Origin of the sequence: Bifidobacterium sp. N4G05, assembly GCF_002742445.1 — a bacterium.
Taxonomy (GTDB): domain Bacteria; phylum Actinomycetota; class Actinomycetes; order Actinomycetales; family Bifidobacteriaceae; genus Bifidobacterium; species Bifidobacterium hominis.
This window is the reverse complement of record NZ_NJNQ01000011.1, coordinates 22,064-39,093: the sequence shown is the minus strand read 5'-3', so window position 1 is coordinate 39,093 and position 17,030 is coordinate 22,064. Positions and strand designations below refer to the sequence as shown.

At 57.2% G+C, this 17,030-nt stretch carries 15 protein-coding genes; 12 read left to right on the top strand and 3 right to left on the bottom strand.

Annotated elements, in window-relative coordinates:
- Together CE153_RS08710 and CE153_RS08705 are read left to right on the top strand one after the other, a co-directional pair.
- On the top strand, positions 1 to 1,223 hold a 1,223-nt coding region (locus CE153_RS08710; protein ID WP_099595899.1), incomplete at its 5' end, for an ABC transporter ATP-binding protein.
- Position 1,224: 1 nt separating this feature from the next.
- A complete protein-coding gene (locus CE153_RS08705; protein ID WP_099595898.1) occupies positions 1,225 to 2,067 on the top strand; it encodes an energy-coupling factor transporter transmembrane component T family protein in 843 nt (280 codons plus the stop codon).
- Between the two features lie 125 nt (positions 2,068 to 2,192).
- On the opposite strand, the gene CE153_RS08700 is transcribed toward CE153_RS08705, so the two are convergent.
- On the bottom strand, positions 2,193 to 3,560 hold the full coding sequence (locus CE153_RS08700; protein WP_099595897.1) for a dipeptidase: 1,368 nt from the start codon (positions 3,558 to 3,560) through the stop codon (positions 2,193 to 2,195).
- 153 nt (positions 3,561 to 3,713) lie between these two features.
- Between CE153_RS08700 and CE153_RS08695 the strand changes: the two genes are divergently transcribed.
- From CE153_RS08695 to glnA, 4 genes are all read left to right on the top strand, one after another.
- Entirely contained in the window at positions 3,714 to 4,316 is a 603-nt protein-coding gene (locus tag CE153_RS08695; protein WP_099595896.1) for a DUF3043 domain-containing protein, read from the top strand.
- Positions 4,317 to 4,427: 111 nt separating this feature from the next.
- The gene (locus CE153_RS08690) at positions 4,428 to 5,909 is read left to right on the top strand and encodes an FAD-dependent oxidoreductase (RefSeq protein ID WP_099595895.1); all 1,482 of its coding nucleotides are present in this window, start codon (positions 4,428 to 4,430) and stop codon (positions 5,907 to 5,909) included.
- Positions 5,910 to 6,012: 103 nt separating this feature from the next.
- A complete protein-coding gene (locus tag CE153_RS08685; protein ID WP_099571207.1) occupies positions 6,013 to 6,795 on the top strand; it encodes a DUF4191 domain-containing protein in 783 nt (260 codons plus the stop codon).
- Positions 6,796 to 7,128: 333 nt separating this feature from the next.
- Complete coding sequence (glnA, locus tag CE153_RS08680) at positions 7,129 to 8,565, top strand: type I glutamate--ammonia ligase (RefSeq protein WP_055063452.1); 1,437 nt, start codon at positions 7,129 to 7,131, stop codon at positions 8,563 to 8,565.
- A gap of 599 nt (positions 8,566 to 9,164) precedes the next feature.
- Here the strand turns inward: glnA and CE153_RS08665 are convergent.
- Positions 9,165 to 9,758: a uracil-DNA glycosylase family protein gene (locus tag CE153_RS08665; protein WP_099595894.1), complete on the bottom strand. Its 594-nt coding sequence runs from the start codon at positions 9,756 to 9,758 to the stop codon at positions 9,165 to 9,167.
- A gap of 375 nt (positions 9,759 to 10,133) precedes the next feature.
- Here CE153_RS08665 and CE153_RS09195 point away from each other — a divergent pair, with 375 nt between their 5' ends.
- On the top strand, positions 10,134 to 10,397 hold the full coding sequence (locus tag CE153_RS09195; protein ID WP_442861975.1) for an adenine-specific methyltransferase EcoRI family protein: 264 nt from the start codon (positions 10,134 to 10,136) through the stop codon (positions 10,395 to 10,397).
- On the opposite strand, the gene CE153_RS08655 is transcribed toward CE153_RS09195, so the two are convergent.
- Positions 10,375 to 10,917, bottom strand: coding sequence for a TIGR00730 family Rossman fold protein (locus CE153_RS08655; RefSeq protein ID WP_099595892.1), 543 nt, complete (start codon positions 10,915 to 10,917; stop codon positions 10,375 to 10,377). The genes CE153_RS09195 and CE153_RS08655 overlap by 23 nt on opposite strands.
- 279 nt (positions 10,918 to 11,196) lie before the next feature.
- Here CE153_RS08655 and CE153_RS08910 point away from each other — a divergent pair, with 279 nt between their 5' ends.
- From CE153_RS08910 to CE153_RS08630, 5 genes are all read left to right on the top strand, one after another.
- Positions 11,197 to 11,487 carry a hypothetical protein gene (locus CE153_RS08910; RefSeq protein WP_158332984.1) on the top strand — a complete coding sequence of 97 codons (291 nt, stop codon included), beginning with the start codon at positions 11,197 to 11,199 and terminating at the stop codon, positions 11,485 to 11,487.
- 75 nt (positions 11,488 to 11,562) lie between these two features.
- Positions 11,563 to 12,435, top strand: coding sequence for a TrmH family RNA methyltransferase (locus CE153_RS08645; RefSeq protein WP_099595891.1), 873 nt, complete (start codon positions 11,563 to 11,565; stop codon positions 12,433 to 12,435).
- Between the two features lie 65 nt (positions 12,436 to 12,500).
- Positions 12,501 to 13,568 carry a phenylalanine--tRNA ligase subunit alpha gene (gene pheS / locus CE153_RS08640; RefSeq protein WP_004222372.1) on the top strand — a complete coding sequence of 356 codons (1,068 nt, stop codon included), beginning with the start codon at positions 12,501 to 12,503 and terminating at the stop codon, positions 13,566 to 13,568.
- Positions 13,569 to 13,575: 7 nt separating this feature from the next.
- Positions 13,576 to 16,185 carry a phenylalanine--tRNA ligase subunit beta gene (gene pheT / locus CE153_RS08635; protein ID WP_099595890.1) on the top strand — a complete coding sequence of 870 codons (2,610 nt, stop codon included), beginning with the start codon at positions 13,576 to 13,578 and terminating at the stop codon, positions 16,183 to 16,185.
- Positions 16,186 to 16,209: 24 nt separating this feature from the next.
- A complete protein-coding gene (locus CE153_RS08630) occupies positions 16,210 to 16,938 on the top strand; it encodes a DUF4190 domain-containing protein (RefSeq protein WP_180753472.1) in 729 nt (242 codons plus the stop codon).
- The last annotated feature ends 92 nt before the right edge of the window (positions 16,939 to 17,030 follow it).

Here is a 17,030-nt window from a genome sequence, read left to right as displayed (position 1 = left end):
GCTCAGGATTGGTATTGCAGGACCCCGATGCACAGACGATTCTGGAACGTGTGGGAGACGATACCGCTTTTGGTTGTGAAAATCTGAATCTGCCAAAAGATGAGATTTGGAGCAGGGTCCGTTCCTCACTTGACATTGTTGGACTTGGCTATATGAAACTTGACCGCTCCACGCGCAGGCTTTCTGGCGGGCAGCGTCAACGTCTGGCTTTGGCTGGCGTGCTCGCCATGCACCCCGGATTGCTGTTGTTTGACGAGCCGACCGCCAACCTTGATCCGGAAGGCGTCAAGGAGGTGCATGATGCGGTACGTGATGTGCTTGACCGAACCCATGAAACCTTGGTGGTGGTGGAGCATCACATTGACGTATGGCTTGATTTGGTGGATCGCGTCATTGTGCTTGGCAAGCCGGAAGCCGATTCGCATGTCAGCGGAGTCATCGCCGATGGCACTCCGGAGGAAGTGTTCGGCAGCATGGCGACGGTGTTGGCAAAAGGCGGTGCCTGGGTTCCGGGGCGCACCATTGAAAGCCATATTCCCGAATCCAAGCAGTCATCGGGAAAGGTTGTTCTGCGAACCGAGGATCTCAGCTTCGGACGTGAATTCGCGCTTGGCGAGCATGTGAACCTCGCGTTCCATGCCGGCGAGATTACTGCCCTGACCGGCAAAAACGGTGTGGGAAAATCCACGCTTGCTTTGACTTTGGCTGGCTTGCTCAAACCGATTTCCGGGCGGGTAAGTATGGATGAAAGCATGGTTCCCGCACATAGGGAGAACAACGTCTTCACGTGGAAAAGCAGGGATCTTCTTGGGCGAATCGGCATGGTGTTCCAAGAGCCGGAACACCAGTTCGTTGCATCCAGTGTGCGCGACGAAGTGGCGGTCGGCCCTAAATCCATGGGAAAAACCGATGACGAGGCCTACGCCATCGCCGATATGATGCTGGAACGGTTGAACCTCAAACGGTTCGCCCCAGCCAATCCATTCACGTTATCCGGCGGTGAGAAGCGTCGTCTTTCCGTGGCGTCCATGCTTGCCGCGGCGCCGAAGGTGTTGGTGATGGATGAGCCGACTTTCGGTCAGGATTTCACCACATGGACGGAAATGGTCAGGTTGATAGCGGGCGTACGCGATGAGGGCTGTTCCGTCATCATGGTCACTCATGACGAACCGTTGATCGAAGCGTTGGGAGCGCGTCGCATTCTCGTAAGCGAGGGGGAGTGAGATGGAACAGTTGGAAACCATCAGCGTGGTGCCGCATAAGGAACGTCATGATGACGCCAGGCCGGCGTCTCCGTCATGGTTTGTCGCGAAGATCAATCCGGTCAGTCGTTTCATCGGCGCGCTGATATTGTGCATTCCCATGTTCGTGACGTTGGACGTGGTTTCCGCATCGGTGGCGTTCGTGTTGGAGATGTTGCTGCTCTGGATTGGAGGCGTCGCTCCATGGACGGTGCTTCGTAAAACCTGGCCGGTATGGATCGCAGCTTCGGGAAGTTTCATTTCCGTGGCATTGTATGGCAAAACCTCCGGTGCCGTGCTGGTCAATCTTGGCAATGTCATTGTGATTTCGCAGGGATCGTTGTATTTGGCGTTGGCTACGTTCCTACGTGTGGCAGCCATTGCCGTTCCCGGCGTGATTCTCGCGCTTGGCCTTGACCCGACCGATCTGGCCGATGGCTTGGTGCAGATTTTGCATTTGCCGTCGCGATTTGTATATGGCGGTTTGGCTGGTATGCGCATGTTCACGTTGCTGCAGAATGATTGGTATGCGCTTGGACAATCCCGCCGCTCTCGTGGACTGGGTGACGGTAGTGCCATCAAGCGCGTGTTTTCTCAGGCGTTCAGCCTATTGGTTGTGTCGATTCGACGCGGCACGAAGCTTGCCACCGCCATGGAGGCGCGTGCGTTCGGAGCGGATACTCCACGTAGCCAGGCCCGGGAATCACGTTTGCATGCCGTCGACTGGCTGTTTTATGCGATTTGTGTGGCAGTGCCGGTGATTGCGTTGTCTTGTGCTTACTTCACGGGTTACTGGCATTGGGCTTTTACCGGTACCGGCAATTGATCGAACGCATGATCTCATAGCGAGAGATTGTTGGATTTGAGGCGATTACAAAAAGGACGTTTCATTCGTTGTATGGAATGGAACGTCCTTTTTTGTATTTTTTATTATAAAAAGCGTGGCATCCGCTACTTGGCGAGCTTGTCGAGCAGCAGGGCCTCGGTGATCACGTTGTTCTTCAGACTGGGCAGGCTGATGGACTCGTTCGGGCTATGCGCGTTGGCCTTCGGATCCTCCGGTCCGGTAACCAAGACTTGGGCCTTCGGGAAAATACGCTGCAATTCCGGAATGAACGGAATCGAACCGCCTTCACCCTTGTTGACAGGAGCCACGCCAAAAGCCTCTTCCATGGCTTCCATGGCATCCTTGGTGGCTTCGGCATTCGGATCCATGGCCCAGCCCATGCCATTATCGAGCTTGTCGACCCACACCTCGGCACCGAACGGGGCATGCTCGACCATGAATGCGGCAAGCGCCTCCTGGGCCTCTTCCGGGCGCTGGTTCGGGGCGGTGCGTAGGCTGAGGCGGAACGTTGTTTCAGGGGAGATCACATTGAAGGATCCTTCCACCGGATGCGCGTCAAAACCGATGACGGTCACGCTTGGTTTGGTCCACAGGCGTGCGGCCAAAGAACCGGTGCCAGCCAGACGGTAGGAATCGACGATGCCGGCGTCCGTACGCACGGTTGTCTCGTCCATGTCTCGCTGCAATCCGCCGATTGGATCTTCTGAGGCGACGCCCGGTACCGCCAGATCGCCGTGTTCGTCGTACATGGAAGCGATCAGCATGGCTGCGAGCGTGTTCGCATCGAGGATCGGTCCGCCGTACTGGCCGGAGTGCACTGGGTGATGCAATGCCTTGACATGCACGTCGATGTCGGTGTTGCCGCGAAGTGATGTGGTGAGGGAGGGGATTTCCGCGGACCAGTTGCCTGAGTCGGCGACGATGATCACGTCGGAGTCGAATTCGTCTTTGTGTTCTTCGATGAAGGGAATGAAGCTTGGTGAGCCCATTTCCTCTTCGCCTTCGATGAAGACTTTGATGTTGACTTTCAGATCGTCGCCGAGGGCCTGCAATGCGCCTGAATGGATGGCGATGCCGCCGCCATCGTCGGCCGCGCCGCGCCCGTACAGGCGGGTGTCGATTACAGTGCCGACGAATGGGTCGGTGTTCCACGCGGTTGCGTCGGGTACTGGCTGTACGTCGTGATGAGCGTACAGAAGCACGGTCGGTGCGTCGGCGTTGACGAATTTCGATCCGATGACTTCCCATGCGCCTGGCGTGCCATCGGGATTGTGGGACTGCACCACTTGGGCGTTTACGCCGACCTTGCTGAGTTCTTCGGCCACGAATTCGGCGGATCGTTTCATGTGTTCCGCGGTGATGCCTTTTGCTGAAATGGATTGCAATGCGATTTTTGTGTTGAGCACGTCGACGATGCGGTCAAAATCCGCTTCGACGCGTGCACGAACTTCATCGGCATGTAAAACTGCCATACTGCTCCTTCTTATATGTGCGGCGTATACGCAATCTGGGAATGTGCTACCGCATGCCATGTCGAATGACCATTGTATCCGCCGAATCAATCACGTCCAATCGTTGACATGAATGCGAGGAGGCGTCGATACGTCAATTTACGCTCTATAGGCATGAGTTTGTTTAATAAGAAGGAAGACGCGGACCAGGCGCCCGTCGAGAAGAAGGCCGAGGAGCCTGCTGCGGGCAAGGGACGTCCGACGCCGAAGCGCAAGGATGCTCAGGCTCAGAATCTTCGCCCATTGGTTCCCAAGGACCGTGAGGCGAGCCGTAAGGCCGCCAAGGCGCGTATGCGCGAGCGTGAGAACGCCGAGTACGATGCCATGCAGAAGGGCGACATCAACCATATGCCGAAGTCTGAGCGTCTGCCGTGGCGTATCTACATTCGCGACTATGTCGACGCACGATTCAACTTGGGTGAGTTCTTCATTCCGGTGGCCTTCGTTATTCTGATCGGTTCGATTTTCGTGACCTATCAGTGGCCGGCTCTGTCATTGCCGTTGATGCTGCTCATGTACGTCTACCTGTTCGCGGTGATCATCGACATTGTGATCATGTGGCGCAAGCTCAAGAAGAAGCTTATCGAGAAGTTCGGCGAGCAGTCCGTGGCCAAGGGCATGCGTTCCGGCTCCTATGCGTGGAGTCGTGCCATCCAGATGCGTCGTTGGCGTCTGCCGAAGCCGCGCTATCCGAAGCGTGGACACTGGCCGGAGTGATCGGCTCCTGCCGGGAATCGCGGCCATCGTTTTTTCAAGCCGTCGGCGAAAACCGGCGGCTTTTCCATTACCATGTAACCAGTTGTAACGCACGAATCAACGAGGACAGACATGACTGAACAGCATTTCGACATCGTCATCATCGGAGCGGGACCGGGCGGATATTCCACGGCACTACGCGCTGCTCAACTTGGCAAAACGGTGGCAATGGTCGAGCGTGACAACACCTTGGGAGGCACTTGCCTCAATCGTGGATGCATTCCATCGAAGGCGTTGCTGACGGCCGCGCATAGCGTGGAGAACGTACGTCAGGCGGAGCGTATGGGCATCAATGCCGCATTGCAGAGCATTGACTTCGGCAGGTTGCGTGACTTCCGTACGTCCACGGTGAAGACGATGACGAAAGGATTGGCGGGATTGCTGTCGCACCGTGGCGTCACCATGTTCCATGGCGAGGCACAGCTGCAAAATGGTCATGAGGTGCATGTTGCGCCGTCCGGGGGAGAGATGCAGGTTTTGCGTTCCATCAAGGCGGGAATAGAGGAACCTGTAGGGTCGGAACTGACGATCGCAGGAGACGATATTGTTCTCGCGACTGGTTCGCGTCCGATGCCGTTGCCTGACGATCCATTTTCCGGAGCGTTGATTGATTCGACGCAGGCTCTGGAATTGGACACGTTCCCATCCAGCGCGGTGATTGTCGGCGCTGGCGCGGTGGCGTTGGAATTCGCATCATTGTGGAATGCGTCGGGATGCGAGGTGACCTTGCTCATTCGCAAGGACCGCGTGCTGTCATCTTGGGAGAAGCGGGCTTCGATGACGTTGACGCGTGAGCTCAAACGCCGTGGCGTGAATGTGGTGACGCACACGTCGGTAAATCATGTGGACACCGGCACGAACTTGGGGGCCACCGTGCACTACAGGCAGGGTGATGACGGTGAGGAGCGCACCGCGTATGGCGAAGTGGTGCTTGCTGCCATTGGCCGCATGCCGAACACCGATGCCGACTGGTTCGCATCCAACGGCATCGCATTGGATGAACGTGGCCATGTTCTGACCGATGCGTACGGGCGTACGAACGTGGAAGGCGTATGGGCTTTGGGAGATATCACGCCGGGGCATGCCTTGGCGCACCGTGCGTTCGAGCAGGGCATCACCATCGTCGAAACCATCGCGGGACTTGATCCTAAACCTGTCGTCGACGAAACCGTGCCGCAAGTCGTGTTTTCCTTCCCCGAGGCGGCAAGCGTCGGGCTTACGCTCAGCGAAGCGAAATCACGTGACACCATTGTCGATCCGCAGGAAACCGCATATCCGATGCTGTCCAACTCGCGTATGCTCATGAGTGGAGAGGGCGGATCCATGACCATCGTCAGCGGTGCGATGGCTGACGCTCCCGATATCCCTCTTGTGCTTGGCGTGCACATCGTCAGTCCGATAGCCAGCGATCTGATCGCGGAAGCCGAACAGCTGGTCGGCAACCATGTGCCGCTTGCCGACGCGGCGAGGCTCATCCACCCGCATCCCACGTTCAGTGAAACGTTCGGAGAGGCGCTGCTCAAAGCGGATGGCAGGCCTTTGCACACCCGATAATCACCGTCAATCAAGGGAAACGGCGGCAATCATGCGATATGGCATGGTTCCTGATAGACTACCGTTCCAGTGTGAGTAACCGCATAACCAAGTGAGGAAGTCGATGGCAGACAAAGAAGAGCCAAAGAAGAAGCAGAGCACCATCAAACAGGTCATTCAGATCTTCAAGTACACCCATGCCGAAGACAAGGCTCTTCCGTGGCTGTGCGGAGGCGTGTTCGTGGCGCCGATCATCGTATTCGTAGTGCTTGGCATCGTATTCAAGTGGTCGGTGATCGGATGGGTCACGTCCATGATCCTGGCCGTCATGCTTGGCTTGCTGTTCGCCACCATGATGCTCACCAACCGTGCCGACAAGGTTGGATACGCCAAGCTTGAAGGCCGTCATGGAGCTGCCATCAGCGTGCTCGGCAACGTCAACAAGGCTGGCTTCAACTTTCCGCAGGAACCGGTGTGGGTTGATCCGAAGACCAAGGACGCCATCTGGCGCGGTACCGGCTACAACGGTATTTATCTGTTGGGTGAAGGCGAATACGGCCGTGTCAAGCGTGCCATGGATCGTCAGGAACAGAACATCAAGGGCGTGACCGCCGGATCCGATATTCCTGTTTACCGCATCTACGTCGGCCAGGGCAAGAACCAGACGAGCCTGAAGAACCTGCGTAAGACCGTGCTCGACTGCAAGAGCTACCTGCCGACCCACCACAAGAACAAGCTGGTGGCTGCCATCCATCCGAAGAGCCGTTTCGTGCTCACCAAAACCGAGCTGAGCATTCTCAACGAGCGTCTGCGCACTCTGCAGATGAAGAACGGAATGGGCATTCCGAAGGGTGTCGACCCGATGCATCCGCAGCGTGTCAGCCGTCGTGCCATGCGCGGCCGCTGATGCCTAGGATTGATAATCCGATATAACGTGCAGGAACCTCGATTGACATGTCAATCGAGGTTCTTTTTATTTCATCGTTCCACGAGCCTACGTAAGGGTGTTGCCTGGAAAAGAACTGGCGTTACGGACGGTGTGACGACACGAGTGTCCGCAAATTGAACGGTTTTGCGCAGGCGAATATGCGTGTTCGTAACAATTGAATCCCAGTTTTCCGCGAAATCATCCTTCGAATATGTCATTACGAAACATTCTCGTAACCCAATTGGCGAGTGAGCGAAACGCGCGTTCTTAGACTAAGAGCCTGTAAGTTACTTATTCGAAAGGAGCGGTCCCGTGACTGCACTTGAAACCAAGGCTGATGCTGAGGCCCTTATCAACAAGGAAGGCATCGAGTATGTCTCCGTTCGCTTCACTGATCTGATCGGTGTTCAGCAGCACTTCACCGTGCCGGCAAGCGAATTCCTGAAGGATGCTTTCACCGACGGCATGCCGTTCGATGGCTCCTCCGTGGAAGGCTTCCAGGCCATCAACGAGTCCGATATGAAGTTGGTGCCGGACGTTTCCACCGCATTCGTCGATCCGTTCCGCAAGCACAAGACCCTCGACGTGGCCTTCTCCATCGTCGACCCGCTGACTGACGAGCCGTACTCTCGCGATCCGCGTCAGGTCGCAGGCAAGGCCGAGGCCTACCTGAAGTCCACCGGCATCGCCGACACCGCTTCCTTCGCTCCGGAAGCTGAGTTCTTCATCTTCGACAAGGTGCGCTTCGAGAACAGCATGCAGCGCTCCTTCTACGAGGTCGACTCCATTGAAGCTCCGTGGAACTCCGGCATCGACACCGAAGACGACGGCACCCCGAACATCGCCTTCAAGAACCGCGTCAAGCGCGGCTACTTCCCGGTTCCGCCGATCGACCACACTCAGGATCTGCGCGACGACATGGTCGCCAACCTGCAGAAGGTCGGCCTGATTCTCGAGCGTTCCCACCACGAGGTCGCCGGCGCTGGCCAGCAGGAGATCAACTACCGCTTCAACTCCCTGCAGCACGCAGGCGATGACCTGATGAAGTACAAGTACGTCGTTCACGAGACCGCCGCTCTGGCAGGCAAGGCCGCAACCTTCATGCCGAAGCCGATCGCAGGCGACAACGGTACTGGCATGCACTGCCACCAGTCCCTGTGGAAGGATGGCAAGCCGCTGTTCTACGATGAGAAGAACTACGGTGGCCTGTCCGACCTCGCCCGCTGGTACATCGGCGGCTTGATCAAGCACTCCTCCTCTGTGCTTGCTTTCACTAACCCGTCTCTGAACTCCTACCACCGTCTGGTTCCGGGCTTCGAAGCGCCGGTCAACCTGGTGTACTCCGCACGTAACCGTTCCGCCGCCATCCGTATTCCGCTGGCCGGCACCTCCCCGGCTGCAAAGCGCATCGAGTTCCGCGCTCCGGATCCGTCCTGCAACCCGTTCCTCGCCTTCTCCGCACAGCTGATGGCAGGCCTGGACGGCATCCTGAACCACATCGAACCGCCGGAGCCGGTCGACAAGGATCTGTACGAGCTGCCGCCGGAAGAGCACGCAGGCATCAAGCAGGTTCCGAGCTCCCTGGCCGAGGCCATGGACGCCCTTGAGGAAGATCACGACTTCCTCACCGCAGGCGACGTCTTCACCGATGACCTGATCGAAACCTGGATCGGCATCAAGCGCGGCGAAATCGACCAGGCTCGTCTGGCTCCGACCCCGCTGGAGTACGAGCTGTACTTCCACATCTGATTTTTGATCGGATGCGCTGAGTCTAAGTGACGTTGGAACGCCCCGAACCATGGACAGTCATGGTTCGGGGCGTTCTCGTTTTCTTGAAAAAGACCTGTCGAATAAAAACGACCTGACTGAGCCGCCTATGCCTTGTGCATGGCGATAATATGCTCTATCTCGGCAAGATTCGAAGCGAAATAGATACCATGCTGGCGTTCCCCCGTGGAGAAGCCATCGTCGATCATGCATCATCCACTGGAACACCAAACGACGCCAGACACGACTCGGTGGACACACCCCGGAGGAATTCCGGAGAGCGTCCACCGTGGTCTGAGCCTGTATCCTAATAAACAGCGTCCAACAATCGGGGCGCAGTTCATGCCGGGCACCAGAAGACTGACGAGGTCATAGCCATAGTCATTCGCGAACGCTCTCGCCTCCTCGGCGTCGCGGCATCTGCTTCTCCTCCCGAGCGGCGCCCCCAGGAGCATCCTGTTCTGGTCGCGGAGCCACGCCTTCCAATAGCACGCGCGGCAGACGGGAGGCTCGTCCTTCTCTGCATGAATGAACTTCCTTGTATGGCTGGAAGTTATCGTCACAGATGATTCCGCAACCACTTACCTCTGTTCAAGCGCCGCGTTGACCTGTGCCTTGAGTACAGGCAAGGTCTCGGCCTCGAACCAAGGATTCCTGCTCATCCATAGCTGGTTGCGCGGCGACGGATGCACCAAAGGGAAGAATCCCCGGCCGAGATAGGCGTCATAATCGCGCACCACGGTTGTAATGCTGTCCGAATTCTTGAGATGCAGGTACCTGCGGACGGCATACGCGCCCACAAGCACAGTGAGCCGAACATTGGGCATGAGCGCCAAGAGTGCAGGATGCCACTGCTCGGCGAATCCCTTGCGCGGCGGTAGATCGCCCGACCTGCCATGTCCCGGAAAATAAAAGTCCATGGGGAGAAGCGCCACCCGCTCAGGATTATAAAACGTCTCGCGAGAAATACCCAGCCAATCGCGTAGACGCTCTCCTGACTTGTCGTTCCAGGGGATGCGCGTCTCTTCCGCCACCGAGCCTGGTGCCTGCCCGATGATCACGATGCGAGCGCCAGCCCCGACGGAGTAGAGCGGATCGATGCCGCGCTTGGTGTAGTCTGCATTCGCCCCATCAGCCTTTATGGCATTAAAAATCGCAAGGAAATCCTTGTCCATGTCGAAACCATCTCCTTGGCGACATGCGCCGTTCATGCATATTGATTACTCGTTCCCCACAAATATACCTTGCCTTTGCACTGCAAGGTATATCGTAGGGATTATTCTCATGTAGTAATTTTTGTCTTTCTTCCAGAGCGAATAGGCGGAGAACAGGAACACGCCGCCGAGGAAAATGTACAGCAGGACAAACGAGATGTTCATGGTGCCGACCATTTTCGAACTTGGTCTCAAGAGGGTGATGTTGACGAAACACGGGCGGCGGCTCATGCGAAACGGTTTCTCGTATTAGGCGCTGTGCATGCGGTGAAGACGGATGCGATACTCTCATTATTCGTATCAGGGCGGATACGGTTCGGTTATGCGACGGGGGAGATGCTGTTTACGCATGACGGACGTGGGGACAGGTTGGGCAACTGTCGCTGGTATACGAATCTACCGGTCTTGAAACCCGGGCTGGAACCGACTGGCACGGTGGCGGGTCTGCGGCGGTTTGATCTGGTGGATGCGTTGTGCGTGGGCCGGTTGGAGGATATTCCGGCCGATTATGAGGGTCGTTTGGGCGTCCCCGTTTTCTTGAAAAACCTGTCGAATAAAAACGACCTTACTGAGCCGCCTATGCCTTGTGCATGGCGATAATATGCTCTATCTCGGCAAGATCCGAAGCGAAATAGATACCATGCTGGCGTTCCCCTGTAGAGAAGCCATCGTCGATCATGCGCTGCAGCAACGCCTTCATATCATCGTAGAAACCGTTGAGATTATAGAAAATGCAAGGCTGTGCCAACTGGTCAAGACAGACTTTGGACACGACCTCGCTGATCTCCTCCAACGTTCCCGTGCCCCCGGGGAACGCAATGAACACGTCGCCAAGCTCGATCATGCGCGTGCGTCGTTCGGTGATGTTCGGCACGATGGTGAGCTGGGTCAGATTCTTATGCGCGACACCCTTGTCCACGAACATCTGCGCTTCGATGCCGGTCACCTCGCCGCCATGCTCAAGCACAGTGTCGGCGATGACTGCCATCAGCCCCTCGTTGGAACCGCCATACACCAAACGGTGCCCGTTCTCGGCAATCCATATGGCCAGCTCCGCCACGGCCTGCTTGTATACGGGGTTGTTGCCTTCGTGAGCTCCTAAATACACCGTGACGTTCATGCTTGTACCTCCAACATTCATGGGATGATGTCGCGCGCCCAACCGTAATCAGACAATAAGTCAGATAATCAGTGTAACGAACCGATGTTCGCAAACCAATCGAAAGCGGTGAAACACACTCGCAAGCTGTGCATATCTTTCATGGATGCGCAAAAGCCCCATACTCGGCCTGCCAAATTCATGACATGCCGAATACGGGGCAAGGTGAAGAGGTAGCTATCCTGCTGCGCCAGATCGCTGCCGTTGCACAATACTTTTCCCTCCGTGGGATTGGTAAGCTTGGAAATCAGCGATCATAGTGGTTTTGCCAGCGTCGGAAGGTCCGGTGATGGCATGTACCTTGTCGGCATGGAAGTCATGGTTGATGTTCCGCAATACACGTTTGCCGCCCTGTTGTGGTTGGGGCGGGGCATCGTCCTGTGCGTTGCCGGGCTGCTGCGAATCCGGGGAATTGTTATCGGTATTGGAATCCTGCGAGCCGGCAGAGTCGTTGAAATCATTTGCCTGACCCTGTATATCGCGACCGAACTGCGCCCTCTGGCTGGTCCGCTGCGATTGAAGCTGGAATGAATCTGAAAGTTTTCTGAATTAAAAATGCGACATGGACGGGGTATTCATTGCGGCAATGGTGTTAGGCTAACGCGTATGCCTATAAAATCCGAAGTCATTGCGAATCCCAAGTCGGAGCGCGTTCGCCGCGTGTCCGAACTCGTCGATCGAAAAGGGCGGAAACGGTCTGGCCGTTTCATGGTAGAAGGTCCGCAGTCGGTGCGTGAGCTGCTGGCGTGGCATCCGGGGATTGTCGAAGACCTCTACGTTGAGGTCGAGTCAGCACAGCCCGATGCCTCGTTTGCGACACCTGTCGTCGCGCAGATGGCGGGCAAGGCCATGCAGGCCGGCGCGTATGTGCACAAGGTCACTCATGCGGTGATGCACCGTATGAGCGCCGATGCGCAAAGCGTGCTTGCTGTAGCGGACATGCAAGCTTTCCTTGATGCATCCGCCGCTCCAAGTGATTTTGACGAACACGCGATGGTCGCCGCGTTTTGGCAGGTCCGAGATCCCGGTAACGCCGGAACCGTGATCCGTTCCGCCGATGCGGCCGGCTGCTCCGCCGTGGTATTGGTCGACGACTGCGTGGACGTGTTCAATCCGAAAGTGATCCGCTCCACCGCGGGATCACTGTTCCACCTTCCGATTCTGACCATGGGAACGGACGACTTCTTTGCATGGTGCGATACTCACGAGCTGGCAGTGTATGCGGCCGATGTATATGGCACGGATTCCCGACAGCCGGAATCTTTGACGGATGTAATCGCCGCGCCGGAAACGCTTGCCGGAGCCAAAGCGGTGTTGTTTGGCAATGAGGCGCGTGGATTGACCAAGGAAGTTTTGGAACGAACCGATAGGATCGTGTCCATACCGCTCTATGGCAAAGCGGAATCCTTGAACCTCGGCACCAGTTCGGCGGTAATGCTGCTGAGCTTGGCTATGTCGAGTCATGTTGAAAGAATGTAAAGTCGGAAAACGTTGAAATTGCGCGTTTTTCGCGTAAAACAAACGGGAAATGAGAAAGGTATCTCGTGGCAGAAGGTGCGGTATTCGACGCCCAAGCGGTAACCGATGCGGTTGCCGAGGGCATCGCGAAAATCGAAAACGCCTCCAGCATGGAGGAATTGAAAGCCATCAAGACGCAGTACGCCGGAGCGGAATCCGCGATGACGCAGGCCAGCAAGGCCATCGGCGCGTTGCCGAAGGACCAGAAGAAAGACGCCGGCAAGATTATGGGCAAGCTGCGCGCCGATTTCGGTCGTGCGTATGGCACCAAGGAACAGCAGGTCAAAGCCGAGGAAGAGGCCCGTGCGCTTGCTGCCGAAACCGTGGACATGACCCTTCCAGTCAATCGTAAGCCGCTTGGCGCGCGCCATCCGTTGCCGAAGCTGATGGAGGATGTCGAAGACTTCTTCATTTCCATGGGCTGGCAGATTTCCGACGGTCCTGAAGTGGAAACCGAATGGTACGACTTCGACGCGCTGAACTTCGGTCCCGATCATCCGGCACGTCAGATGCAGGATACCTTCTACGTCAAGGGCAATCAGGCCAAGGATGCCGCAGGCTTCGTCGGATCCAACATGGTGCTGCGCACCCAGACCTCCTCCGATCAGGTGCGTGGTCTGCTCACCCGTGGCGTGCCGCTGTACATCGCATGCCCAGGCCGTGTGTTCCGCACCGATGAGCTCGACGCCACCCATACGCCGGTGTTCCACCAGGTGGAGGCTCTTGCGGTCGACAAGCATCTGACCATGGCCGATCTGAAGGGCGTGCTCGATAAGCTTGCCGTGGCCATGTTCGGTCCGGAAGCCAAGACCCGTCTGCGCCCGAGCTATTTCCCGTTCACCGAGCCGAGCGCCGAACTCGACCTGTGGTTCCCCGATAAGAAGGGTGGCGCAGGCTGGCTTGAATGGGGCGGCTGCGGCATGGTCAACCCGAACGTGCTGAAGTCCGCAGGCCTCGATCCCGAGGTCTACACCGGCTTCGCCTTCGGCGTCGGCGTGGAGCGTACCCTGCTGCTGCGCCATGACATCAACGACATGCACGACCTGGTCGAAGGCGACGTGCGATTCAGCGAACAGTTTGTGATGGGGGAGTGATTGACCCATGCCAATGGTTGACATTGATTGGCTCAAGGACCACGTCGAGGTTCCGGAAGGTCTTACGTACGAACAGCTTGCCAAGGATCTGGTGAAGGTCGGTCTCGAAGAGGAAGAGATTCACACCTCCCAGCTGGTTGGTCCGATTGTCGTCGGCTACGTGGTCGATGCCACTCCGGAACCGCAGAAGAACGGCAAGATCATCAACTGGTGCCATGTCGACGTCGGTGACGAATACAACGAAACCGATGAGAACGGCAACAAGGTGCCGCGCGGCATCATCTGCGGCGCTCCGAACATGGCCGCAGGCGAGAAGGTCGTCGTGACGCTTCCCGGCGCTGTGCTTCCGGGCGATTTTAAGATCGAGCCGCGTAAGACCTACGGTCATATCTCCAACGGAATGTGCGCTTCCGAGCGTGAGCTTGGTTTGGGCGATAACCATGATGGCATCATCCTGTTGCGCAAGTACGGCTTCACCCCGGAAGAGTATGAGAAGCTCCAGCCGGGCGACGACGCCATGCACCTGCTGCACTTGGATGAGCCGCTGCTGGAGATTAACATCACTCCGGATCGCGGCTACGCGTTCTCATACCGTGGCGTGTCTCGCGAATACCATCATTCCACCGGTGCCGCCTACACTGATCCTGCTGTCGCTCTGAATGAGAAGGCGCCGATCACTAAGGGTCTGCCGGAAGGCACCAAGACCGATATCGAAGTGATCGTCGACGACAATAATCCGATTCACGGTGTGGTTGGATGCGATCGCTATTACGCTCGCGCGGTCAAGGGCTTCGATCCGGCCAGCCATACGCCGAACTGGATGCGTCGCCGTCTGGCCCGTGCAGGCATGCGTTCCATCTCCTTGGCTGTAGACATCACCAACTATGTGATGCTCGACTTGGGACAGCCGATGCACGCCTACGATCTGGATAAGATCGAAGGACCGATTGTGGTGCGCCGCGCCAATGAGGGTGAGAAACTCACCACACTGGATGGCAAGGACCATGATCTGAGCGTCGAAGATCTGCTGATCACCGATTCCCCGAACGGTGAGCGCGGTTCCCGTGTGCTCGGCATCGCCGGCGTCATGGGTGGTCTGTACGGCGAGGTTACCGCTGAGACCAAGAACATCCTGCTGGAATCCGCGCACTTCGATCAGGTGTCGATCGCGCGTTCCGCACGCCGTCACAAGATTCCGTCCGAAGCCTCCCGTCGTTTCGAACGCGGTGTGGACGACCAGCTGCAGCCGGCAGCCGCCCAGATGGCGGCCGAACTGATGGTTAAGTACGGCAATGGCGAGCCGAGCGAACACCCGACCGACTTCAATACCGTCTCTAACCGCCGTCCGATCCTGTTCAAAGCTTCGGAAGTAGCTCGTGTGGCCGGACTTGATACGGACGTGAACACCATCAGCGACATTCTTACCGATATCGGTTGCTCTGTCGCAGGAGGCGGCAACGGCGAGTTTTCCGTGGTGCCTCCGAGTTGGCGCCCCGACTTGAACGAGCCGTGCGATCTGGTTGAGGAAGTGGCACGTCTTGTCGGATATGACGAGATTCCCGTCACCGTGCCGCCGGCACCGGTCGAAGGCAGGGTCGGTCTGACTGCTGAGCAGCTGCGTAAGCGTCAGGTTGCCGATGAACTTGCCGAATACGGCATGGTGGAAACGTTGAGCTATCCATTCGTCGGCGATGAGGATTACAAGAACTTCGCGTTGGACGCCGCTGAGACGAAGAACATCAGCGTGGAGATCGCCAACCCGCTCGCCGGTGATCGTCCGTTCCTGCGTCGTGACATTATTCCAACGCTGGCACAGACCGTTCAGCGCAATCTGCGTCGCGGTGTGGAGAATGTGTCGCTGTATGAGATTGGCCACGTGTATCTGTGGGATCCGAACGCTCCGGCGATTCCGGCGCTGCCGGGTGCCGTCAAGCCGACGGACGAGCAGCTTGCCGCGCTTGATGCCGGTCTTCCGGAACAGCCGATGCACGTTGCTGGCATTCTGACCGGCAACGCCGTTGACTCCGGTTGGCTGGGCGACCGCCGCGCAGTGGATTGGTCTGACGCCGTCGAGGCGGTGCAGCGCATTTCCGACCGTATTGGCGCAGCTCTCACACTGGATCAGCCGAAGGCTGAAGATGTGTCGGCACAATGGCATCCGGGCCGTGCAGCCCGCGTGATGGCCGGTGACGTATTCGTCGGCATGGTCGGCGAGCTTCACCCGCATGTCAACGAGGCGTTGGGCTTCCCTGCCCATTCCGCGGCCTTCGAATTGGATTTGACCGCGCTGTTCGCCACGTTGAGCGGCAAGCCGGTGCAGGCCAAGCCGATTTCCACCTTCCCGCCGGTCAAACAGGATCTGGCTTTCACGGTGTCCACCAACGTTACGGCCGCTGAACTCAAGCAGGTCATCGTCGAAGCCGCCGGAGACAGTCTTGAAAGCATTGAGCTGTTCGATGTGTACACCGGCGATCAGCTGGGCGAAGGAGAGAAGTCCTTGGCCTACGCGGTCACATTCCGTGCTCCGGATAAGACTCTCGCATCCGAAGACAGCGAAGCTATCCGCAAGCGTATTGTGGATGAAGCGTCCAAACTGGGTGCGCAGCTGCGCGCCTGATCTCGACCTTCCCAAGAACAGAGGATGATTATGAACGAACCGGAACAGTATCAGCCGAACAACACCGACGAACGTCAGGAGACGGCTGATGCTGCTCCGGTTTCGTCATCTTCTGATGCCGCTGCACCTTCACAGCCGGAGTATGGTCAAATCAACCAACCCGAATATGGCGCGATGAGTAGCCAGCTGCCAGCCGGCTACGATCCGTATGTGTATGGCGCGCCTGAACCTGAACCGCAACCTGTGGATGCCGTCCAGCAGCAGAATATGCAATACCAAACGGGGCAATACCCTCCAAATGGGCAGCAGCCAATGCCTCCGTACAATGCGAACGGACAACAGAATCCATACGGTGCCAATCCGTATGGGGCAAATCCGTATGATCCGAACCAATATCCGCAACAGGGCAATATGCCCTATCTGCCGAATCTGGATCTCAACGATCCCCGGCAGAATCCCGCATACGGCCATTGGGATGCCTATGCGATCATGTCTCTCGTGTTTGCCGTGCTGATGCCGGTGCCGGTCCTTCCTGCGTTGGTCGGCGCAATCTCGATGTGGCGCACCAAGAAGCTCCACATGAAAGGGCATGGCTTGGCTCTCGCCGCGGTGATCATCAACGTGCTGTATACTTTGGCCGTGATTTGGTTGGCGATGCATGGACTATCCGTCGCCGACCTGTATAACGAGACCTTGCAGTACATGCTTGGCGGTGCGGAATCAGGCCAAGGAGACGAGTCGATCACCGCCTGATTCGGCGTGTTTCCTTGTCTTCTGATAATCGTCATAGTCACGCAATGACCACTATGCGACACGAAACGAATGCATAATTATGCAATATAGTG